Source organism: Sphingomonas pollutisoli, from assembly GCF_029167165.1.
In the GTDB taxonomy this organism is placed as follows: Bacteria; Pseudomonadota; Alphaproteobacteria; order Sphingomonadales; family Sphingomonadaceae; genus Sphingomonas; species Sphingomonas pollutisoli.
Genome location: NZ_JARFNJ010000010.1, coordinates 104,387 through 126,950 on the forward strand (window position 1 = coordinate 104,387; position 22,564 = coordinate 126,950).

Sequence of the window (22,564 nt, forward strand, 5' to 3'; positions counted from 1 at the left end):
TCAGGCGGCGACCTGATCGGGCAATGCAGCCTGCAGGTCGCCGTGACGGCGGACCAGCGCGGCCAGCAGGTCGAGCGATGCGAGATGGAAGGAGACGGCCTCGAGCCAGCCCTTCGCGTGCCATTCGACGATCGTGGGTCCATCGAGCGCATCGAACTTCGCCCGGTCGACGATCCTGAAACCCGTGAGCCGGTGCCGGCCGCCGCCGTCCAGCGTCAGTTCGGCGGTGCGCTCGACCAGCAATCCCCTGTCCTCGAGCGCGCGGACGAAGGCCATGCTGGCCTCCGCCTGCCCCTGGAACGCCTGGCAGATGGCCAGCGCGGTCTGGACGATCGCCGCCGGCGCGCCGTCCTCGAACAGCGGCTGTCCCTCGGTCCCGTCGGTGCAGATCGCCTCGCATCCGGGATCGATGCCCAGAACGAACCGGTCGGACTCGCCGACGCGCAGATAGCCGAACGGATAGCGGCGGACATAGGCGGGAACATAGCCTTCCCGCCAGACGATGCCGGGCGTAGCGGCATCCCCGGACGCATCGCCGAGGAAAAGATTGGCGCGGTCGATCCCGAGCAAGGCGAGCGGCGAGGGATCGGAGGCCGAGAAGACGATCGGATAGGTGCGCGCGGCCCGGGCGAATTCGCTGACCACGACCGGAATAAACGGCGCCTCGCGCGCAAAGCCGAAATCGGCGGTCTTCAGGCGCCATGCGGCATGCCGCTCGGGCGAAAGCGGCTCAAGCGACCGGGCGGCCAAAGGCTGGTGCGCCGGCGGTGGGGAAGTCTCGGTCATCCAGATCCTGCTGCTTGCATGGGGCGACGACGCAATCGGACGCGCCGCGCCGATGCTTCCTAGAAACCGGCCACGCTTCGGGGGACTACATATTCCTGTAGTCCCCAACGGGCACTGGCCTGGCGATATGACGGCAAGGGCAACCATTCTCCGATTCCTGCTGGTGACATGACGACGAACGGGCACACAGGACCGAACCCCGGCGGCGATGCCCGCGTCGTTTCGACGGCGGGCACGCGCCCGATCCTGCGCGCGCCGCCGTTCCGCGGCGCGCGTCCCCGCGGCCGGCCCGTGCGGGTCGATAGCCCTCAGGAAACGCTCTCGCCCGAGGCCCTGGCCGCGCTCATCGCCGCCGCGCGCGTCGGCGGCAGCTTCTGGGGCGTCCGGCCCCAACGGTCCTTCAGGACGCTGCTGCGCCTCCGGTCGCTGCGCGACGCGCGCGGCGCAGTCGACGCGACCGGCGGGAAGGCGCAGGATATCCTGGTGTCGCTGTCCGACCGCGCGCGCCGGCTCGCCGCCTCGCCTGTCCTGCCCGGCGTCGAAACGCTCTACGGAGACGCCGATCCCTGGGCGCTCATCGAGCAGGCCGAGCTGATCGTCGCCGGCCCGGACGACGAGATCGCGCTGCTCGCCTGCGCGCATGGGCGGACCGTCCTCGACCCCGGCACGCGCCAGCCGCTCGACCGGGCGTCCATCCTCGCGCGGCTCGCGGAGCGCATCGCCGCCTACCGCTATGGAGATCCCTATAGCGGCCGTCCGATCGATGCCGCCCACTGGATCACGATCCTCGGCGACTGGCGGCGCCAGGTCGACACGAACCGGCGCATTGCGGTCGCCGTCGGCATCGCCAAATGGAAGCGCGAGGCAGTCGCCAGCCTGCTCTGGTCGCCCGAACGCGTGACGCTCTCCCGGTCGATCGACCCAGCCTGTGTGTCCGAGGATAAGGCGATCGCGATCTGGCCTTCGCGAAGCCCGCGTGACCTGCCGGCCCGCGCCGCGCAGGCCGGCAGGCCGATCGCGCGGATCGAGGACGGGTTCATCCGTTCGATCGGCCTCGGCGCCCATCTCCATCCGCCCCGGTCGATCGTCGTCGACATGGACGGCATCCATTTCGACCCCGGCGGCCCGAGCGGCCTCGAACGGCTGCTCAATGAAACCGACTTCGAAGAGGCGCTGATCCGCCGCGCCGCCGACCTTCTTCACATGATCACCCGTTACGGCATCACCAAATATGGCGCCGGCCTGCTCGACCCGCTCAAGCTGCCCGACCGGCCGCGGCGGGTGCTCGTGCCCGGCCAGGTCGAGGACGATCTCTCGGTCCGTCTCGGAGGTGCCGGCATCCGCTCCAACCTGGAGCTGCTGCGGCGCGCCCGCGAAGCCGAGCCGGACGCGTGGATCGCCTACAAGCCCCATCCCGACGTCGTCGCGGGCCTGCGCAAGGGCCATGTGCTCCACAACGACGCGCTGGCGCACGCCGATATCGTGCTGCCGGACGGCGACATGGCGAACATCCTGTCGCAGGTCGATGCCGTCCACGTCCTCACCTCGCTTACCGGCTTCGAGGCGCTGACGCGCGGATGCGAGGTCGTCACCCACGGCCAGCCCTTCTATGCCGGCTGGGGGCTCACCACCGACATGGCGCCGCCGATCGCGCGGCGGCAGCGCAGGCTCACGATCGAGCAGCTCGCGGCCGGCGCGCTCATTCTCTATCCCCGCTATCTCGATCCGGTCACCAACCTCCCCTGCCCGCCCGAAGTGCTGGTGTGGCGCTACGCCACCCTGTTCGGAAAGGCCCGTCCGGGCCTGCTCAGCCGGCTGCGCATGGTCCAGGGACGGATGGCCGTCGCCGGGCGCGCATTGGGAGCGCTGCGCGCATGAGCGTCGAGGCCCGCAGCTTCCTGTTCCTCCAGGGTCCGCCCGGTCCCTTCTTCGCGCAGCTCGCCCGTCGCCTCGAGACGGAAGGCCACCAGTGCCACCGCGTCAATTTCAACGGCGGCGACCGGCTGAGCTGGCCGGCGCCGGCCGTCGACTTCAGGGGAACGATCGGCGACTGGCCCGCCCGCTTCGAGGGGCTGGTGCGCTCGCGACAGATCACCGACATCGTTCTCTACGGCGACTGCCGCCCGCTGCACCGCGTCGCCTGCCGGATGGCAGGACCGCTCGGCGCCCGGATCCATGTGTTCGAGGAAGGCTATATCCGCCCCGACTGGGTGACGCTCGAGCGCGACGGCGTGAACGGCTTCTCGACGTTGCCGCGCCACCCGGCGGTGTATCTGCGGCTCGCCGAGACGGTCCCGCCACTCCCCGACCATCCGCCCATTCCGTCGAGCTTCCGCCTGCGCGCCCGCGAGGCGCTGGTCTATTTCGTCGGGACATGGCTGCTCGCCGTGCGCTATCCGGGCTTTCGCTCGCACAGGCCCTATAGCGCGGCGGCCGAGCTGGGCGGTTGGATGCGCAAGCTTCTGTGCCGCCCGATCGCGCGCCGGCGCGCGGCGCGCGCGTTCGCGAGGCTGGGAAGCCGGCCCTATTTCATGTTGCCGCTGCAGCTCGATTCCGACCACCAGATCCGCACCCATTCGCCGTTCGCAGGAATGGCCGATGCGATCGCCACGATCGTCGCATCCTTCGCCGCACACGCGCCCGGCGACTGTGTGCTTCTCGTCAAGGAACATCCGCTCGACAACGGGATCCACAACTGGCGCCGGACAATCGAGCGACTGGCGCGCAGCTTCGGCATCGCCGATCGCATCCTCTATGTGGCGCATGGCGATCTCTATTCGATGATCGCGGCCGCGACCGGCGTCGTCACTGTCAACAGCACCACCGGAACCCTCGCGCTGGCGCATGGCACCCCCGTCGCCGTGCTGGGCAATGCCGTCTATGACCTTCCCGGCGTGACGCATCAGGGCACGCTCGATCAATTCTGGACCGAGCCCGGCAAGCCCCAGGTCGAGATCTACGACGCCTATCGCCGCGTGCTTGCCGCCACCTGCCTGCTGCGCGGCGGCTTCAGCAGCAGGGACGGCCGGGCGCACCTCCTTCCGGCCGCCGCCGCGCGCCTGTGCGCCGGGCAGGCATGGACCGGCACGCTGGACGTCGAACCATACGCAAGAGCCGAGGCATGATGTTCGTCGCGCGCAACCAGGATGCGTTCGAGCCATTCCGGCGCGCGCCGCGCCGCCGGGCCGTGGCCGAAGGCCAGGTGGAACCGGAGGTCGTGCTCGACCTGTCGCGGCTGCTCTCGCGCATCCTCCATCCCTCGCCGACGGGCGTCGACCGGGTCGAACTCGCCTATGCGCGCACGCTGCGCCGGCTGATCCCCGACCGGCTGCTCTTTGGCGCGGTCCATCCGACCGGCCTTTACGGCCGGCTGCCGGCGGCCGAGGTGGAACGCTTCCTCGATGCCACCGAAGCGCGGTGGGAGCGCGAAGGCTGGCACGAACAGCGCGTGCAAACCTATGTCCATAGCCTCGCGCAATGCTGGGCGCTGCGGCCGCGGCCGGTATGCGCGCCGAGCAGGCCGCGCGTGCTGCTCCAGGCCTCGCCCCATCATCTCCACCAGCCGCGGGTCGTCGCCGGCAAGCTCGCGCGCGAGCGCGCCCGGTTCGTCTGCCTCGTCCACGATCTCATCCCGATCTCGCATCCCGAATATGCGCGGCCAAACGGGCAGATGCTCCACCGGCGCCGGATCTCGACACTCGCGACCCATGCCGACGGGCTCATCACCAATTCCCGGGCGACGCTCGAATCGCTGATCGCGCGCGCCGGTCCCGCGCTCGCCCACCGTCCCTTGCGGGTCGCGCATCTCGGGATCGATACCTGCGCCGCGCCCGATGCTAGGCGGACCACGCCCGACACCGGCTATTTTGTGTGCGTCTCGACGATCGAGCCGCGCAAGAACCACCTGCTGCTGCTCAATCTCTGGCGCTCGATCGTCGAGGCGCTGGGCCCCGACCAGTCGCCCCGGCTGCTGCTCGTCGGACGACGCGGCTGGGAGAACGAGAATATCCTCGACATGCTCGACCGCTGCGAGCTGCTGCGCGGCGTCGTGCACGAGTTTCCAAGGCTCCCCGACCAACATCTGCGTCCGCTGCTGCGCGACGCGCGCGCGGTGCTGATGCCGTCCTTCGCGGAAGGGTTCGGCCTGCCGGTCGCCGAGGCGCTCGCCGCCGGCGTGCCGGTGCTTGCGAGCGACCTGCCCGCGCACCGCGAGGCCGGCGGACCGGTGCCCGAATATTTCGATCCGCTCGATGGCGTCGCCTGGCGTAGCGCCGTCCTCGACTATTTCGCGCCCGCGAGCGAGCGCCGGCGCGCGCAGCTCGCGCGTCTCGCCAGCTGGCGCCCGGCGACCTGGGACGAGCATATCGAGACGGCGCTCGCGCTGGTCGAGGAGGTCGCATGCGCGGAGGGCTGATGCAGTTGCGGGACGGGTTCTACACCCAGCGCCATGTGATCGGCGCGCTCGTCATCCGCGAGCTTCATACGCGCTACGGCCGCGACAATATCGGCTCGCTGTGGATGCTGCTCGAACCGCTGCTGCTCGCCTCGGCAGTCGCCTTCATCCATGCGAGCAACGACACCGGCAAGCACGGCGCGGGCATCCGGATCGTGCCCTTCGCGCTCACCGGCTATATGGTCTTCATCATCTTCCGCGCGATCGTGAACCGCTCGGAATCCGCGGTAGAAGCCAACCGGCCGTTGCTGTTCCACCATATGGTGACGATCTTCGATCTGCTGTTCACCCGCGCCTTGCTCGAGATCATCGCGACCTCGGGCGCGCTCGCCCTGCTCTACGGCCTGTGCATTGCGCTGGGGCTGGCGGATTTTCCGGGGCGGCCGCTGCGCCTGATGGCGGCGATCATGCTGCTCGGCTGGCTCTCGTTCGGCCTCGCGATGTGCATCGCGACGGGCGTCCATTTCAGCAAGGCCTTCAGCAAGTTCGTCCATCCCGTGACCTATATCATCATGCCGCTGTCGGGCACTTTCTTCCTCCTGGAATGGATACCCGAGCCCTATCGGTCCTGGCTCGGCTGGTCGCCGATCAACCAGATCTTCGAGATGGTCCACAGCGGCGTCTTCGAAAGCTACGACAGCCCCTATTTCAATCCGCTCTATATCGTCGGCTGGTGCATGGCGCTGACCCTGCTCGGCCTCCTCCTGCTGCGCGTCCTGCGCCGGCACATCCATCTGAATTGAAGCCCATGACCATCCAGCCATCGCCCCTGCATGCCCTCAAGGCCGAGACTTCGGAAGATGCCACGCCCCAGGCGCGCGGGCCGGGACTGCGGCCGCTGCTGCTGCCGCCCTACCCGCGCAAGGGCGGCGGGTCGCCGCCGCCAGCCGGGTTCGAGGACGGCGACGACGGGTTCGACGAGCAGGCGCCGCCGCGCCGCACCGGCTGGAGGCGGCTCCTCCATCCGTTCGTGCTGCTGGTCATCTTGCCCACGCTGCTGGCTATCGCCTTCGAATATCTGGTCGCGGCCAACCAGTATGAATCGACCGCCCAGTTCATCGTGCGCACGCCGCAGCAGGCCGCGCCGATGAACAGTCTCGGGCAGATGCTCGGCATGGCGGGCAGCGCGACCAACTCCGACGTCCACAGCGTCGACGCCTATCTCCTGTCGCACGATGCGGTCGACGCGCTCGGGCGCTCGCGGCTGATCGGCATGTTCCGCAGGCCGGAGGCGGATGTGGCGACGCGGCTGTGGTTCGCGGACCCCGCGCCTGAGACGCTCAACGACTATTACCGCAAGAAGGTCGATATCTCGACCGCCAGCGACACCGGCATCACGACGCTTTCGGTGCGCGGTTTTCGCCCCGCGGACGCCAAGGCGCTCGCCGACGACCTGCTCAAGATGGGCGAACAGCGCGTCAACCTGCTCAACCAGCGGATGTTCAACGACGGCCTTGCCGCCGCGACACGGCAGGTTCGCGAGGCGGAAGCCCAGGTCGATGCCACGCAGAAGGCCCTCACCGCCTTCCGGCAGGCGCGCCGCGATATCAGTCCCGACCAGACGGGCGCGGCGCAGCTGCAGCTGGTGACCGCGCTCCAGCAGCAGGCGGCGCAGGCGCGCGCGCAGTTCGAGGCGATGGCGGCCAGCCTGCCGCCGAGCGCGCCGCAATATGCGGCGACCGCGCGCAAGGTCGCGGCGCTCGACCGGGAGGTCGCCGCCGCGCGGAGCCGGTTGACGGGCTCGGAGCAATCGGTGGCCGGCGGCCTCGGCGAATATGAGGAGCTGCAACTGCGCCAGCAACTGGCCGCCAAGCAGTTCGAGGCGGCGCAGGCCGGCTTCCAGTCAGCGCGCGAGCAGCTCATCAAGCAGCAGCTGTTCATCGTGCCGGTGGTCAAGCCCAACATGCCGGGCAAGGGGCTCTATCCCAAGCGCCTGTCCACCGTCGCCATCGTCTTTTTCGGGCTTTTGTTCGCCTACGCCATCGGCTGGCTGATCGTCGCCGGGGTACGCGAGCATGCAGAGTAACGTGCAGGTGCCATGATCATCGACAAGCTCAAACTCAGAAAATCCGCAGGCGTTAGGGTCTCGCTGCCGGTCCATGCGATCCTGCGCGAGGCCAACACCGCGCGCGAGACCAAGGATCATCGCCGCGCCGCCGGGCTCTTCCGCAAGGCGCTGGACCGGGATCCGACCCTTGCCCATGTCTGGGTCCAATATGGTCATATGCTGCGCGAGACCGACGACCTCGACGCGGCGGAAAGCGCCTATGGTGAAGCGCTGCGCCTCGCGCCGGCATCCGACCCGCACCTGCATCTGGGGCATCTCCACAAGGATCGCGGACAGATCGGAAAAGCCGCGCGCAGCTACCTGGCCGCGGCCCGGCTCGATCCGCGCAACGGCGATGCCATGGCCGAGCTACACGAACTCGTCGCCCGCAACATCGAGATAATGCCCGAGGATATCATGGCCCTTGTCGACTTCGACCCCGATCATGCCTTCGACGAATCCGATCCGGTCGCGGTCGCGACGGCGACTGCCCGTTCCGCCCTCGACACCCTGGTCCGCGTGCTGCGACAAGGCGGTGGAGACGACCGGCTTGCCCTGCTCGAAACCACCGACGCCCTGCGCGAGCAGCTCGGGAAGCATGCCGATGGCCTTGCCGGGGGCGAGGCGGCCTGCGGCCAGGGGACGGCGATCGTGTTCGACGTCTCCGATCTTCTCTCCTATTTCAGGAAGGCGCGGTTGCCCACCGGCATCCAGCGGGTCCAGATCGAGGTGATCCGCAATGCCTTGCGGGACAATCGCCGCGAGACGATCAAGGTCTGCGTCTTCCTCGACAGCCGCGACGAATGGGTCGAGATCCCGCGCGGCCTGTTCCTGCTGCTGTGCAAGCTCAGTCTCGAAAGCGGCGACCGGCAGACCGCCGAATGGATCGCGGCGACGACCAAGGTGCAGCTTGCCGCGACCATGGCCGAGGCGATGCCATTTCCGCGCGGCGCCTTCCTCGTCAATCTCGGGACATCCTGGTGGCTGCAGAACTACTTCCTCTATGTGCGCCAGGCCAAGGCCGCCTACGGTATCCACTATGTCCCTTTCGTCCATGACCTCATCCCGGTGAAGGCGAGTGAGCATTGCACCAAGGAGCTCACCCAGGACTTCATCAGCTGGGTGACGGGCGCTTTCGAGCATGCCGATTATTTCTTCGCCAATTCCGAGGCGACCAAGCGCGACCTGATCGAGGTCGCCGCGACACTCGGCCATGCGGTCGACCCGGACAAAGTCGTGGTCGTGCGCCTGGACGCCGATTTCCGCAAACCCGTCGCCGTCCCGCTCACCGACAAGACCCTGTCCGACCGGGGCATCGGTCGAGCCGACTTCGCGCTGTTCGTCTCGACGATCGAATCGCGCAAGAACCACATCGGCGCGTTCGACGCCTGGCTCAATCTCATCCGTACCCATGGCGCGCGGCGCGTGCCGAAGCTCGTATGCGTGGGCAACCGGGGATGGCTCAACGATACCGTCTATGCCCGCCTCGCCTCCCATGATGCCTTGCGCGACCGCGTCATCATGCTTTCGGGGCTCTCCGACGCGGAACTGGACCTGTTCTACCGCTCCTGCCTCTTCACACTCTATCCGAGCAACTACGAGGGCTGGGGCCTGCCCGTCACGGAATCGCTCTGCTACGGCAAGGTGCCGCTCATCTCCGATGCTTCGTCGTTGCCCGAAGCCGGCGGCGAATTCGCGCACTATTTCGAGGCGGGATCCACCGCCCGACTCACCGCCGCGCTCGAGCAGGTCATCTTCGACGAGAGCTTCCGCCGCGACAAGGAGGACAGGATCCGGCGCGACTTCGTGCCGCGATCCTGGGGCGACATCGCCACACAGATATCGGCCGCCCTCCAGCGCTGGGCGCAAGAGGACGCCGAGGGTGAGGCCAGCGCTCGCTCCGTCCCGGTCGCGACGCTTGGCGCCTATCATCCGATCGTGCGGAACTTCGAGACGCGCATCTGGCCGGGCATGCGCTCGGCGGAAATCTTCCGTGCCGGCCCGGGCTGGTGGGGGCCGGACAATTGGGGCTGCTGGACGAAGCCGCTCGGCGGCACGCTCGAGATCGGGCTGCGCCAAGAGATCGACGAACCCGTGCGGCTCTATCTCCAGCTCCACGGGCTTCCGGCCCGGGATTGCCCCTGGACAGTGACGCTGGAGAACGGCGCGGCGCAAAAGGGGCACCTGCCCTCCGGCGCCTTCAAATGGATTCACTTCGATATCGATCCCCTTCCCCGCGACCATGTCCTGCAGATCACGATCGAGGGCGCGGTCAGCCTCGACCTGCGCGAGGTGACGGACGGGAGCGATCCGCGTGTCGTCTCGGTCGGCGTCGGGGGCTTCTTCCTATGCCGGACGAAGGATGCGGAAGCGCGGGCGGCGTTTCTCGAAGCGGTCGCGCTCGGGAACCTGCCAGACCTTGCCTTCAACCGCGATACCGACAGCATAGCCGCCGCCATAGAGGCGCCGTCGATCGCGCATGGCTGAGCCGGACGCCTCGACCCGCGCCAGGGACAGCGCCGCCGCGCCGGCGGCCGGCGAACTCAGGATCGTCGAGTCCCGTGCCGACCGCCCGGCGGCGCCGAGCGCCTTCGAGCTCTACAAGGCCGCGCGCCTGGGCTTCAGCGAAAAGGCGACGCTCGACGACCTGTGGAATTGCTACAGGCTGTTCCTGCGGCGCGCGCCCGACGAAACCGGGTTCAACAGCCGCGCGAAACTCGTCCAGAAAGGCGTGACGGTCGCGGAACTGACCAAACCGTTCATCGCCAGCCGGGAGTTCAACACCCTCGACAAAGGCAAGGCCGCGCCGAGGACGGCGCGCATCGAGGTCGACGGGCTTGTCCTCCATGCGCCGGCGCCGCCCGCCGATCAGCCGGCGGACGCGGGGGAAACCGCCTCCAGAGCCCATCTGCGCGGCATGATCGCCAGTCTGCTGATGCCGGGCCAGTTCATTCTCGATATCGGGGCGGGAATCGGCGAGTTCGCGATTCACGCCGCGCGCCGGATCGGCCCGAGCGGGCGGGTCGTGGCGCTCGAGCCGGCCCCGCAGCTCATGCGCCTGCTGATCGCGAACAGCCTGGCGCACGAGGCCGCCAATATCGACATCCTCCCCTTCGCCGCGGCCGATGGCGAAGGATTCGTGTCGCTGATCCAGCGCGGACAACGGCTGACCTTCGCCGACGTCGCCCAGGCCGACCTCCTCGGCGAGACGGACGCCCAGATCGTCTATGCCCGCACGATCGATTCGATCGTCCCGGAAACGCAGAAGGTGGACATCGTTCGGATCGCGCTCGCCGGCTTCGAGTTTCGCGCCCTGTCGGGCGCCGCGTCGCTGCTCAAGGCCCATCGCCCCGCCATCATCGGCGACTATGCGCCCAGGCAGCTCGAGCAATATTCCGGCGTCCCGGGCGAGGCCTATCTCCGCTTCCTCAAGGCGTGCGGCTATTCGAGTTTCGTCGCCATCCCGAGGCGCGACCGCGCGCTGGACCTGGGCGACGACATCGCGGCGCTGGCCGGATTGCCCGCCAGAATGGGCATCGGCGCCATCGACTTCCTCGCGACCTAGAACCCCGCCGTGGCAGGCCCCCGCGCCCCACGGCCGACCATCGACAGACGCGGGTTTCGCCAGCGCGGCGCTCGCTCAACCATTTTTGCAAAGGCCGACCATGGACACGCCTCCCCCCATCATCCTCATGTCCTTCAACCGGCCGGACTATCTGGAACGGGTGCTGGTTTCCCTGAAGAACCAGCACGACGTGACGCTGGATGCGCATCCCATCTATCTGTTCCAGGACGGCGCGGTGAACCCCTATTCGGGCAAGCTCCATGCCGCCGACGAGGATATCGCGCGCAACATCGCGTTGTTCGAGACTCATTTCCCCAAGGGCACCGTGCGGCCATCGCCCGACAATCTCGGGGTCGCCCTCAATTTCGAGCGGGCCGAGCAAGAGGCGTTCGAGATCCTCGGCGCCCGCTACGCCCTGTTTCTCGAGGACGATCTCGAACTCGGTCCCTTCTACATCAAGACGATGCTGAGGCTGGCGGAGCTCGTCCTGCAGAGGAGCGACATCGGCTATTTCGCGGCCTATGGGCAGCATCGCGCGACACTGGCGCATCAGGCCGCCCGCGCCGACCAGATCATCGCCCTCAACCATAATTGGGGCTTCGGGCTGACGCAGGAGCAGTGGCGGCGGTCGGCACCCTATGTCGAACAATATCTCGAACTGGTCCGCGGCATCGACTATCGGGACCGGCCGAACGAGACGATCTTCAAGCTCACCCAGTCCTGGGGATGCGGCGCGCCCGGCTCCAGCCAGGACGTCATCAAATCCATCGCCTGCCATCTGACGGGCGGATGCAAGATCAACACGACCCCCGCCTTCGCCCAATATATCGGCGAGACGGGCCTGCACTCGACCCCCGAGCTGTTCACCCGAATGGGTTTCGGCAAGACGCAGGTCATGACGCAGGATATCTTCACCAAGGAGCGGTTGACCGACGAGGACATCGCGCACGCCCGCACCGCGCTCAAGAAATACGCGGAATTCGTCCTGCCGATGGCGCGGCCCGACGCGAAGATGTCACCCGCCCACAAGAGCGATCTGGAAAAGCGCCTCATCGGCACCTTGTTCGAGGTGTTCCTCGAACGTCCGGCCGATCCTTCAGGGATCGAAACCTACAGAAGCGCCTTTCGCACCCATGATTTTCCGCGGGCCGCCGAAATCATCGCGCGCGGTCTCATGAACTCGCGCGAGTTCAGGAATCTGGTCCACAAGAAGAACCCGTAACGGGCAGCCGGTCGCCGTCCTCGCTACCGGACGGCCTTCACCGCGCGGCATCGAGCAGGATATCGAAATGCACCCAGCCCTGGGGGAGCAGGCCCTTTTGCGTGGATTCGGCATCACGCCGCGCCCAGATCGCCATCAGTTCCCCGGTCGAGGCGACGGGCGTGAACGACCCGTCCTGCTCGACCAGCTCGCCACGGGGCGCCAGCGAGAACAGGTGATCGGCCAGCGTTTCGGGCTCGATCCCGCCCTGCGCGCGCAGGCACAACGGGTTGAACTCGCACAGGATCTTGGGGCCGAAGGCCGCGATCGTGCCGGACAGGCCCTGCAGCACGCGCTGCTCGAACCCCTCGACGTCGATCTTGATGAGGTCGATCCGCTCCTCCTTCAGCAATATCTCGTCGCCCGCAATGGCCTGGACCACCTCCATATCCTGCAGAGCTTTCGCCTCGCCCATGACCTTGGCATTCGAGGCACTGCTGAGCGAGATCATATGCGCATGGTCGCTCAACCCGAAGGTGAACAGCCGGACATTGTCAAGGCCGTTGGCGGCGATGCCGCGCCGGAACAGGGCGGCGTTCTGCGGGTTCGGCTCGAACGCGATCACTTTTCCGGGCGGGCCGATCCTGGCCGCCGCCGGAAAGGACATGACGCCGATATTGGCGCCGATATCGACGAAGGTGGAACCGGGCTCGAGCCGTGCCTTGATGGCATTGGCGATATGCGGCTCCCATCCGCTTCCCGCCGCGAGATGACGGCCGAAATCGGGATCGGCCGGATCGAAGACGACCTTCATGCCCTCCGAGACGTCGGCGAGCGCGAGCGTCTGGCTGGTCGTTTGGGTGAATTCCTCGCTGCCCAGCAGCGCCAGGCGCAAGGTTGGCAGGTCGAGCACGCCCGTCTCGATCTTGACGGCATAGTCGTCCAGCCCGCCCGGATCGACCGGCCGCCCCAGAATCCAGCGATAGGCCGCTTCGATATCCGCAGCGATCTGCGCCCTGCGCTCAGACATTCCTATTCCCCTTGGGCAAACATTAAAGGATCACCTTGTCGGACGCAGGCACAGGTCGAGATGCGTGCCGCCGGCACGGGCACAGGCCTTCCAGGCGCCTTCGATCGTCTCGACCGCCCGGTCCGGGTCGACCAGCTGGCGCGGCTGATCGCGGTGGAGGATCTCGGTGCCATAGCCGATCGTTCCCAAGACTTTCAGAAGCCGGGCCATCTGCGGCCCGGATCGCGGATCCGCGCGGCGCGGCGCATATTCGAGGAAGATCACCGGCCGGTCGCGGCGGATGAGTTCGATCGCCCCGCGCAGGGCAAGCGCTTCCACGTTCGCAGCGTCCACCCGCAGGACATCGACGCCGCGCAGGAACGGCAAGAGCAGGTCGAGCGGAACCCGTGGCGCGCGATCGGACGCGGCCGGGGCGCGTGTCTCGCTCCCGTCCAGCGCGGGCGACGGCGCGATCGGCAGAAGCTCGACATTCTCGAGCCTGTTGCGCGCGATATTATGCACGAGGAGCCGCCAGTCCGACGGGTCCGGTGCCACCGCATAGACGCAGCCACCGTCCTCGACGCGTTTTGCGGCCGGCAGGCTGAACAGCCCCCTGCCCGCGCCGAGGTCGAGTACAACCGATCCGGGCCGGCAATGGTCGAGGAACGCGGGCAGCGCCCACGGCTCACCCTCCCCCGGCGCTGCCGGGTCGGCGGGCACCAGCAGCGAGCCGCCCGCCACGTCCCGTTCGACATGATCGGCGAACGCCGACGGCGCGCCGGCGCCCTGCCGATATTCCGGCGCCCCGACCAGCAGGGAGGTCAGCGTGCGGTGGTCGAGATAGCCATCCCAGATCATGTTCGCATAATGGGCGAGCCCTTGCGCATCGGCCTCGCGTCCGAGCACGGCGTGGTAAAGCAATTGCACGAGCCATTCGGCCGACCCGATGTCGGCGGGACCGGTTTCGACAGGTCCGGTTCCGGCGCGCGCGCCAGGATCGCCGTCGGACAGGGCGGCGGCAGGTCCGGCGCCGGAAGCCGGCAGATTGCCCAACACCGTCTTTGCGGCGACATAGGTGTAGGACAGGCCGAAGATCGACGCCCGCTCGTCGGGGATCACTTCCAGGAGACGGAAGCCCTGTCCAGCGAGCAGCGCGAGGATATCGGCCTGCGCCACGCAGTGGAAATCCGCCCTGCCGGCATCTTCGGCCGAGAGATGCGCCGCGACGTCGAAATCATAGTCATAGAGGCTGGCGGGCAACTGGAAGACCGCGCAGCCGCCCGGCCTGACCGCGCCCAGGCAGCGGCGAAGCATATCGAGGATGACCGGCGGCGGCGCATATTGCAGCGCCGAGAGCGAATAGAAGAGATCCGCCTCCGGCAGATCGCCGCGCGCCTCGCCCAGGTGCAGCAGCCGCTCCGCCCGGCCCTGCGCCAGTTGCTCCGCCCGGTGCCCGCGCGCGACATCGGCTTCGAGCAGCTCGATCGCAACGAGCCGCGATGCGGCCTGCGGCCCCGCCCCGAGCAGCCGGAACGCCTCGACGCCGAGCACCGTGACCGCCGGCTGCGATTCCGGCCGCCATCCCAGACGCTCGAGCATGCCGAGCAGCCCGGCCCATTCCGCCTGGCCCCGCTCCAGCGCCAGCGCGAGGTTCGAGCGGACGCTGCGCTCGTTGAACCGCAGCTCGCCGCGCGAAAGCCATTTATGGCGTTGGCCAAGGCCGTTCCGGTGCCAGCGATCGCAGGTGACCCGATAGAGATCGTCGAGCTCCTGCACGCTGGCGCTGGTGACGGGCGCGTCCTGCGCATGGGCCGAGCGGATGACGGCGAGAGCCTCGGCCAGCCGGCGATGGCGCGCTTCGGGAGAGTTCCAGATCGCCTCGACCAGATCCCACAGATCCGGCGCGCTGGCGATATGGACGCCCGCGACCGCGACATTCTCGAGCTCTCGCCCGAGGAAGAGCTGGAAGCCTCGCGCCACGTCGGCAATGCCCGGACGCCGCGCGGTGCCCGGCGCCGGCCGGGTCGCGGGTTCCGGGCATCCCTCGCCTGGACTCATCGCGTGAGGACCCGCGCGGTGTAGAAGGGCGAGAAGAAGAGGTTGAGGATCTGGATCGCCTTTTGCGGGATATTGGCCCCCGCATTCGCCACATAGACGACGTCGCGCGGCCGCATCTCGAAGCGCTGGGTCAGAAAATAGGACCGGGGATCGCGCATGTCGATGCGATAGGCGACGGGCTTGGCGCCCTCCACCGGCGAGCCGTCGAGCTCGGCCTGCTCGTAGCGGAACACGAACACGGCCGCCGGGTCGGCCTGGTTCTCGTGCGGGCCGGCGGCGCGGCCCAACGCCTCGGCGAGCGACACGCGCAGATTCTGGAACGGCACCTCGGCCGGATTGCCCGCCGCGCCGAGCATCACATAGGTGCGCGGCCGGAACGCCACCGAAATCCGGTCCTGCGGCAGGAGTTCGAGATCGTCGGCCGAACCGGGATCGATCGCGCTCAAGGGCTGCTCGGCGCTCGCCGTGCCCCGGCTCAACCGCACCAGGGAATCGCCCGACGGGTTGGCGGCGCCGCCCGCGACCGCGATCGCGTCGAGCACGCGCTCGCGTGCGAGCGTCAGCGGCATGCGCCCCGGCTTCCTGACTTCGCCCTGGACGAAGACGGTGTTGTTCACATTGTCGCGGATCGACACCATCACCTGCGGGTTCTCGGAATTGGCGCGATAGGCCTGGGTCAGCACCGCGCCCAGCTCGTCGGGGGTCAGGCCCGCCGCCTGCCGGCGCCCGACCCAGGGAAGCGTGACCGTTCCATCCTTGCCCACCACCACCGGCGGCAGGGTTTCCCCTGAACCGCTGGCCGTCGCCGTCGGATCGGCCAGCACGCTGCGGCCGCCGAACAGGGCCGAACCCACTTCGAACACCGACACCTGGAGAATATCGCCGGGGCCGATCCGGTCGACCTCTCCCGGCAGCGCCAGCGCGGCCAGCCGGCCGCGTCCGGTCGAGGGCGAAGCGCCGATCTCCTCGATCACGGCTTCGTCCACGTTGACGATATCGAACCCGCCGAGACGGTGCTGCGCACGCACGATGTCATGCGCGGTGGGACCGCTCGTGGGCAGCGAAGCGCAGCCGGCGAGCAAAACGGGCAGAAGGGCGATCGCGATACCCTTGGGCGCGCGGATGAGAGAGACAATCACTTAGGTGCTCCGGGACGAGACTGAGGACGAACGCTCCTGCGGAGCAGCCAGCAGGTGCGCATGAAAAGCCTCGAGGGCGGCCTGATAGGGCGCCAGCGCGAAGGCCCCGGCGCGCGCCCTCCCCCGTTCGACAAGACGCGCGCACAGATCCTCGTCAGTATCGAGCCGGGTCATGGCGCGGCCGATCGCGGCCGCATCATAGGGATCGACCAGCAGGGCCGCGTCGCCGACGATCTCGGGCAAGGCGCCGGCATCGCCGGCGATCACCGGCACGCCGGCGCGCATCGCCTCGACCGGCGGCAGGCCGAACCCTTCATAGAGCGACGGAAAGACCAGCGCGCGCGCGCCGCGCAGCAGGAGGCCCAGATGCTCGGCCGACAGATAGTCGATGCGGCGGACCTGACCGGCGCGCATGAGCGCCTTGCCGTGTGCGCCGTTCAGCAGCCGCAATTCTCCTTCCGAGCTCCACGCTTCCGGCCCTGCGATCACCAGCGGCCGGTCGATCGGTGCACCGAGATAGGCTTCGATCAGGCGGCCGACATTCTTCTTGGGCTCGGTGGCGCCGTAGAACAGGAAATAGCTCCGCGGCTCGAGATCGAACAGCGAGCGGAGCCGGCGCGCTTCCGCGTCCGGCGCGTCCGCGCGATCGAACGACTCCGATACCGCCTGGTGGATCGCGGTGACTGCCTCGGGCGCAAGACCCAGACAGTCGAGGATATCGGCTCGCGAAGCCTGTGAGACGGTGAGGATATGGTCACCGGCGGCGACGCAGGCCCTGAGCAGCCGCTCGTGATAGGCCTTGTCCTCAAGGCTCAGATAGGGAAGCTTGAGCGGCACGACATCGTGGATCGTATAGACGTTGCGCGCACCCACCAGCCGCACGGGAACCGGATAGGTCCAATGCATGATCGCGGGCGGCTCGGCCATGCGTACCGGCATAAGGCGCCCATAGCGCTTGAGGTAGCGGCGTCCGATGTAGAACAGCCGGTGGTAGGTGAACAGGCGCTCGAACTCGGGCACCCGTGCAGCGACGCCCTGGCGCACGACACGCCCGGCGACCGGCACCTCCACCAGATCGCGCGGCGCCGGACCAAGGAGCGCACGGCGCACCCGACCCCAGGGGGTGATGCGCGCGGGTGGCTCCTCACCCGAACGGCCTTCGGCAAGCGCGGCGAAGAAGAGGGTCTCACGCTGCTCGCGAGCACTTTTAGGCGGGACATTGAGTCCGTAGACGAGATCGATCCGCCGACCCAGGCCGTGCAATGCTTCAGCGAGGGTGCGGGCGTAGGTCGCTACCCCCGTCCCCTTCGCGAGCGCGAGGTTGAAGCCGTCGATCCCGACGCGCATGTCCGGGGCGAAGCTCAACGGGCTGCCTTTCTATCGTCAGGGAGCGCAAGCGCCTGCGCATACAGCGCGCGCAGCCGCCGCGCGTAGCGTTCGGGCGTGAAGTGGCGCGCCCGCGCGAAACCATCAGCGCGCAGCCGCGCACACAAGGCGTCGTCGCGTTCGAGCCGCCGGATCGCGTCAGCGATCAATTCGGTGCGCTCCGGGGGGATCAGGAGTGCCGCGCTGCCCGCAACCTCCGCGGTCGCACCGCGATCGCTGGTGAGCACCGGGCAGCCGAGCGTCATCGCCTCGACGATCGGCAGCCCGAATCCTTCGGCAAGCGTCGGAAACAGCAAGGCCCGCGCACGGCGCAGCAGTCCCAGCAACTCGTTTCGCGGGAGGTAGGGAAGCCGGCGAACCCCGGGCATGGCCGCGAGGCTCTCCTCGAGCAGATCCTCGCCGGGCACGCGCGGCCCCACGATCACCAGCGGAAGCGCAGCGCCGCTCTGCGCGTGGGCAGCGGCAATCGCCGTCAGGTTCTTGCGTGTCTCGACCCGGCCGCAGAAAAGGAAATAGCGGCCCGACCGCAAGCCCTCCGGCAAGCGTGGATCGGCCTGCAAAGGCGCTTCCACCGCCTGCCAGGTGCTGACCACGCGCCCGGCATCGACGTTCAGCCGCGCGACGACCTCGGCGCGCATCGCTTCGGTCACCGTCACCAGCAGATCGGCCCGTTCGACGATCGCATCGAGGATGCGCCCATGCCGGTCCATGGGGATCGGCGTCAGTTCAGGATGGGTGAGCGGAATGAGGTCGTGGATCGTGTAGAGATTGCGCGCGCCGACGACATGAAGCGGAACCGGATAGGTCCAGTGCATCACCACAGGCGGCTCCTCGAACGCCACCGGCAGCGAGCGGCCATGCAGGTTGAAAAAGACCTGGGCTTCGCGAAACAGGTCGGGCACCTGCGGCGCATCGGGCGCGTCGACAGGTGCCGTGGCGGTGCGCGGACTGCGGCGGGTCGCCGCCAGCCAACGCAGCGCGCGCGAGCGTGGTTTAGGGGCGTTGCCATCGCCCAGGATCAGCGCTTCGGCGCCGGCCTCGCCGAGGCAACGGGTCAAGGTGTGCGCATAGATGCTCACCCCCGTGCCCTCATTGTCCTTGAGCATCCGCCCTTCGATGCAGACACGAACCGGCGCGCCGCCGTTCAGTGTTTCGACGCGATGGACATAGGATGGATCGTAAAGGCGTGCGAGACGCTCGCTATTGCTCAGAGAGTCCGTCAATTGATCTCTCCGGCAAATATATACAGCAAATATCCCGATTTTTTATTTATATTCTGTTGCGATATGTTCGGAAATCGGGCACGGAATGGGATATATATTCGCACAGGACTAGCGCGATGATCCGTTTTTCGAATGTCGGCATGACCTATCACGCGCGCAATCTGCGCAAGACGGTGCTGCGCGACACGAGCTTCACGATCCGTCCCGGCGATGCGATCGGCATCTGCGGCGCGAACGGCGCAGGAAAGTCGACCCTGCTGCGGCTGATCGCCGGTATCGAGTTCCCCACCGCCGGGAAGATCAGCAAGCGCATGAGCGTTTCCTGGCCGATCGGCTATACGAGCGCCTTCCAGTCGAGCCTTTCCGGAGCCGACAACGCCCGCTTCATCGCGCGCATCTACCGTCGCCCGGTCGCGCCGCTGCTCGCCTATGTCGAGGATTTTGCCCAACTGGGCGCCTATCTCTACCAGCCGGTCAAGACCTATTCCGCCGGCATGCAGGCAAGGCTCGCCTTTGCGATCAGCCTCGCGATCCGCTTCGACTGCTATCTGGTCGACGAGGTCACGGGCGCCGGGGACGAGCGCTTCCGCGAACGCTCTCACGAGGAAATGGTCACGCGGCGCCGCGCCGGAACGCTGGTGATGGTCTCGCACGCGCCGGCAACGCTGCGCGAATATTGCACGAGCGGTGCGGTGCTGGCGGAGGGCAAGCTGCGGCTGTTCGCAACGATCGACGAAGCGCTCGACGTCCATGCCTGGAACCAGCGCCGCGCGGCCTGAGATCGTCCCGACAGTCTTCATCGCGGCAGCACCTGCTTCGATTTCTCTCTTGGCCGAATTCGACCGGTCCCACCGGCCGTCGAAGGATTCGCGCACGGCATGGCCCCCGCGCCGGGCCTCCATGGCCGATCGGCGTGACGGTTTGACCTACATGATTTCTTAGTCGCCCTGTCCGAAGGAGCGCGCGAGCGGCGCCGTTCCGCGATTGTCGCGCGCCAGCGAAAATCTTCGTTCGACCGAAAAAGCGTAACATTCCGGAGTCCACGCGCGCGCGGGTCATGCGAACATTCCATGCCCGTTACGGAAACAAACAAGGGTCTGCTGACCAGATGCGGACCATCTGCTGGAAGCCGGTCGGACCCCTGTGAAAAACCACAGTATTTTTGGCGTGCGGTCGCCTTTTCGTAACGCTCGTGAAATGCGGCTCGCCTAACCGCCCGCGGTCAGGGGGATTATGCGCTCACCGTCCGCTGGATGCGTGGAGATCGTCCACGGTCATGCGGGGGTGTTGCTGTTGTAATGTCGCGCGATACTTCGCCCTATATCGTCGGCGACTATTGGCTCGACAAACGCCGCGACGGCAAGGCGCCCGACATCTGGCAGATCGCCCACTACGATCCCGGCGCCCGCTCGATCCTCTACAAGAGCACGCGCCACAAGACGCTCGAGCCCGCCAAGAAGGTCATCCACGCCTTCGTCGAGGTGGAGCGCGCGCGGAAGCCCGGCGATATCGACGACGTCAAGTTGATCCCGCAGCTGCTGCTCTACTATGAGGAGCATGGCAAGGAGGCCCGCAGCCCGCACACGATCGCCTGCTCGCTTCGATGCTGGATCGGCTTCCTCCAGCAGGACGAGCTGGGTTCCGACGTCACCGTCAGGCAATTGGGGCCGCCGGTCACCGAGCGGTTCCGCAAATGGCGGATGGGATCACACAGCTACACGACGCTCTGGCAGGGCAAGCGCTACGAGGTGAACTCGAAGGGCGTCGCCGGTGAATCCGTCAAGCGCAACATCGAGGGCCTGAAGGCCGCGCTCAACCACGCCGCCAACGAGACGCGGATCGCTTACGTTCCGCGCCTCCCCAATGTGAAGCAGCAGCATCGCTCCCATCCGCGGGACACGCGGCTGAGCCTCGCCCAGCTCGGCGCGATCGTCGCGTTCACGCGGCCGGCGACGGGCATGAATCGCTGGGTGTTGCTGATGATCGCCTCGGCCTGCCGGCCCAACGCCGCGCTGGCGTTCGATCCCGCGCTTCAGCACCACGAGACGCTCATCGACCTGCATCCGCCGGAGTGGCGGCGGACGAAGAAGGTCAATCCCTGGATCCCCTGCATCGAGCCGCTCAAGCCCGAGCTGGAGGAATGGCGCGCCGCGCCTTTGCCACAGGTAGGCTCGCGCCGGTCGGCGTGGCGAACGATGCGGGCCGTGCTCGGCCTGCCCAGGGCCTGCATCCCCAAGACCGTCCGCCATACGGTCGCCACCGAACTGCGCCGCCGCGGCGTTCCCGGCGCGGATGTGAGCGGCCTGCTCGGCCATATCGATCCGGCGATGCACAAGACGAGCGGCATTTACGCCAAATATGACCCGACCTATCTCGCCAAGGCAAAGCAGGCGCTGACCGAGATCTGGAACGAGGTCATGGCCGAGGCGGATCGTTGGGATAGCGCCTATGAGCGCGTCCGGGGTCCGCACGGCCGCCAGATCGTCGCCGAACGGATGCGCCTCGCTGCGTGACGAGTGCAGCGCCAGATTGCGAGCAGCACTTGCGGCCATGCCCGTCCTCAAATGACCTTGCCTGCATGGCATGAGAGTTGGATGCGCGGGCGTTCAGCGCCCGGCGACCGCTTCCACCCCCTTGCCGCGCCGGCGCTGGAGCTTGGGCAAATCGCCACCGGCAAGATCAGAATAGTTCGTGAGCGTCACCGGCGGGCGGTCGGGAAACTCGGCGACGAGCTTCAGGTTGCCACCCATCGCGGCGACGTAGCTTTTCAGCGTCGAGAGCAAGAGGTCCGTCCGTCGCTCCAGACGCGAGACATTCTCCTGCTCCATGCCAAGCATTTCCGCCATTCGGTCCTGGGTCAGCTTCCGCGCCTGCCGCAAGTCGCGCAGCGTCATTTCCTCGGCAATCAGCTCGGCGGCGCGGGCGTCGATCGCCTCGCGCTGCGCGGGCGTGAAAGTGGCGCGGAACTCTTCAAGCGTCTTCGTCATACTCGACCTCCTTTCCGATCGGCCAGATCTTTCAAATGGTCGTCGAACCGCTCGTCTGCCGTCGCGATCAGCGTCTTGTAGAAACGCTTCTCGTTGATCCCAGATTTGTCGCCCGCGACGAGCAGGATGGCGATCCGCTCGGGATCAAACGCGAACGCAAGCCGCCACACGCCATCGGCCGCCTTGAACCGAAGCTCCTTCATATTGGCGTGCTTCGAGCCATTAAGGGTGTCGCAATGCGGCCGTTTGAGGCCGGGACCGAATTCCGCCAGCAATGCTGCAAGCGCCGCGATCTCGGCCCGCACCTCGTCGGCAAACTCGGCCGCTTCGGCAAAGAACTTGTCCTCGAACCCGACGTCCCACATCCATGTTCCCCAATATGGCCCGACGAGTAATGCTGTCAAGTGCATATGCGTTTCAAGGCATATTTCAACATCCCCGCGGCAGCGTTCCTGCACCCCCAAGCTTCGCTGCGCAAAAAGGGGACACGGTCGTCAAAGCAAAGCGAAAGTAGCTTCGGCGCTCCTGTCGGCAACCATTTCCACAAGGGACTCTGGGCCGAATTCCGAGTCGCTTAGGCCGTTGCTGACCATTTTTCGGACCACTTTGGCGACAGCTGGGGCGGAAGCCTGCCCGCAATCGACCATAGGACATTGGAATCCCGTCCAAGATTGAAGCCGTCGCTCGCTGGCGCGGTTTGGTCGGACGGC

At 67.3% G+C, this 22,564-nt stretch carries 18 protein-coding genes; 10 read left to right on the forward strand and 8 right to left on the reverse strand.

Going from position 1 to position 22,564, the window contains the following annotated elements; genetic code table 11:
* Positions 1 to 786, reverse strand: coding sequence for a SapC family protein (locus PX554_RS20315; RefSeq protein ID WP_275504301.1), 786 nt, complete (start codon positions 784 to 786; stop codon positions 1 to 3).
* A gap of 168 nt (positions 787 to 954) precedes the next feature.
* Here PX554_RS20315 and PX554_RS20320 point away from each other — a divergent pair, with 168 nt between their 5' ends.
* The 8 genes from PX554_RS20320 (at position 955) to PX554_RS20355 (ending at position 12,073) form a co-directional block, all read left to right on the forward strand.
* Complete coding sequence (locus PX554_RS20320; RefSeq protein ID WP_275504302.1) at positions 955 to 2,664, forward strand: capsular polysaccharide export protein, LipB/KpsS family; 1,710 nt, start codon at positions 955 to 957, stop codon at positions 2,662 to 2,664.
* Positions 2,661 to 3,911: a capsule biosynthesis protein gene (locus PX554_RS20325; protein ID WP_275504303.1), complete on the forward strand. Its 1,251-nt coding sequence runs from the start codon at positions 2,661 to 2,663 to the stop codon at positions 3,909 to 3,911. Before PX554_RS20320 ends, PX554_RS20325 begins: the two co-directional genes overlap by 4 nt.
* Complete coding sequence (locus tag PX554_RS20330) at positions 3,908 to 5,200, forward strand: glycosyltransferase family 4 protein (RefSeq protein ID WP_275504304.1); 1,293 nt, start codon at positions 3,908 to 3,910, stop codon at positions 5,198 to 5,200. The genes PX554_RS20325 and PX554_RS20330 overlap by 4 nt, the downstream gene beginning before the upstream one ends.
* Positions 5,185 to 5,982: an ABC transporter permease gene (locus PX554_RS20335; RefSeq protein ID WP_275504305.1), complete on the forward strand. Its 798-nt coding sequence runs from the start codon at positions 5,185 to 5,187 to the stop codon at positions 5,980 to 5,982. Before PX554_RS20330 ends, PX554_RS20335 begins: the two co-directional genes overlap by 16 nt.
* Before the next feature lie 5 nt (positions 5,983 to 5,987).
* The gene (locus tag PX554_RS20340; protein ID WP_275504306.1) at positions 5,988 to 7,265 is read left to right on the forward strand and encodes a KpsE/RkpR family capsule polysaccharide export protein; all 1,278 of its coding nucleotides are present in this window, start codon (positions 5,988 to 5,990) and stop codon (positions 7,263 to 7,265) included.
* A gap of 12 nt (positions 7,266 to 7,277) precedes the next feature.
* The gene (locus PX554_RS20345) at positions 7,278 to 9,773 is read left to right on the forward strand and encodes a glycosyltransferase family 4 protein (RefSeq protein WP_275504307.1); all 2,496 of its coding nucleotides are present in this window, start codon (positions 7,278 to 7,280) and stop codon (positions 9,771 to 9,773) included.
* Positions 9,766 to 10,851: an FkbM family methyltransferase gene (locus PX554_RS20350; protein WP_275504308.1), complete on the forward strand. Its 1,086-nt coding sequence runs from the start codon at positions 9,766 to 9,768 to the stop codon at positions 10,849 to 10,851. The genes PX554_RS20345 and PX554_RS20350 overlap by 8 nt, the downstream gene beginning before the upstream one ends.
* Before the next feature lie 100 nt (positions 10,852 to 10,951).
* Positions 10,952 to 12,073 (forward strand): glycosyltransferase family protein, encoded by a 1,122-nt coding sequence (locus PX554_RS20355; protein WP_275504309.1) that lies wholly within the window; start codon positions 10,952 to 10,954, stop codon positions 12,071 to 12,073.
* Between the two features lie 37 nt (positions 12,074 to 12,110).
* Here the strand turns inward: PX554_RS20355 and PX554_RS20360 are convergent, their stop codons facing one another.
* The 5 genes from PX554_RS20360 to PX554_RS20380 are packed head-to-tail and all read right to left on the reverse strand — an operon-like array spanning position 12,111 to position 18,867.
* Positions 12,111 to 13,082 carry an FkbM family methyltransferase gene (locus PX554_RS20360; protein ID WP_275504310.1) on the reverse strand — a complete coding sequence of 324 codons (972 nt, stop codon included), beginning with the start codon at positions 13,080 to 13,082 and terminating at the stop codon, positions 12,111 to 12,113.
* 30 nt (positions 13,083 to 13,112) lie between these two features.
* A complete protein-coding gene (locus tag PX554_RS20365; protein WP_275504311.1) occupies positions 13,113 to 15,119 on the reverse strand; it encodes a DUF4214 domain-containing protein in 2,007 nt (668 codons plus the stop codon).
* Positions 15,116 to 16,258: a polysaccharide biosynthesis/export family protein gene (locus PX554_RS20370; RefSeq protein WP_275504312.1), complete on the reverse strand. Its 1,143-nt coding sequence runs from the start codon at positions 16,256 to 16,258 to the stop codon at positions 15,116 to 15,118. Before PX554_RS20370 ends, PX554_RS20365 begins: the two co-directional genes overlap by 4 nt.
* Positions 16,259 to 17,623 (reverse strand): glycosyltransferase family 4 protein, encoded by a 1,365-nt coding sequence (locus PX554_RS20375; RefSeq protein WP_275504313.1) that lies wholly within the window; start codon positions 17,621 to 17,623, stop codon positions 16,259 to 16,261.
* Complete coding sequence (locus PX554_RS20380; RefSeq protein ID WP_275504314.1) at positions 17,620 to 18,867, reverse strand: glycosyltransferase family 4 protein; 1,248 nt, start codon at positions 18,865 to 18,867, stop codon at positions 17,620 to 17,622. Before PX554_RS20380 ends, PX554_RS20375 begins: the two co-directional genes overlap by 4 nt.
* Positions 18,868 to 18,983: 116 nt before the next feature.
* On the opposite strand from PX554_RS20380, the gene PX554_RS20385 reads away from it, so the two are divergent.
* Together PX554_RS20385 and PX554_RS20390 are read left to right on the forward strand one after the other, a co-directional pair.
* On the forward strand, positions 18,984 to 19,646 hold the full coding sequence (locus tag PX554_RS20385; protein ID WP_275504315.1) for an ABC transporter ATP-binding protein: 663 nt from the start codon (positions 18,984 to 18,986) through the stop codon (positions 19,644 to 19,646).
* Between the two features lie 519 nt (positions 19,647 to 20,165).
* Entirely contained in the window at positions 20,166 to 21,380 is a 1,215-nt protein-coding gene (locus tag PX554_RS20390) for a site-specific integrase (RefSeq protein ID WP_275504316.1), read from the forward strand.
* A 93-nt stretch (positions 21,381 to 21,473) separates the two neighbouring features.
* On the opposite strand, the gene PX554_RS20395 is transcribed toward PX554_RS20390, so the two are convergent.
* Entirely contained in the window at positions 21,474 to 21,854 is a 381-nt protein-coding gene (locus tag PX554_RS20395) for an XRE family transcriptional regulator (protein WP_275504317.1), read from the reverse strand.
* Complete coding sequence (locus PX554_RS20400; RefSeq protein WP_275504318.1) at positions 21,851 to 22,219, reverse strand: type II toxin-antitoxin system RelE/ParE family toxin; 369 nt, start codon at positions 22,217 to 22,219, stop codon at positions 21,851 to 21,853. The genes PX554_RS20395 and PX554_RS20400 overlap by 4 nt, the downstream gene beginning before the upstream one ends.
* Between the last annotated feature and the right edge of the window lie 345 nt (positions 22,220 to 22,564).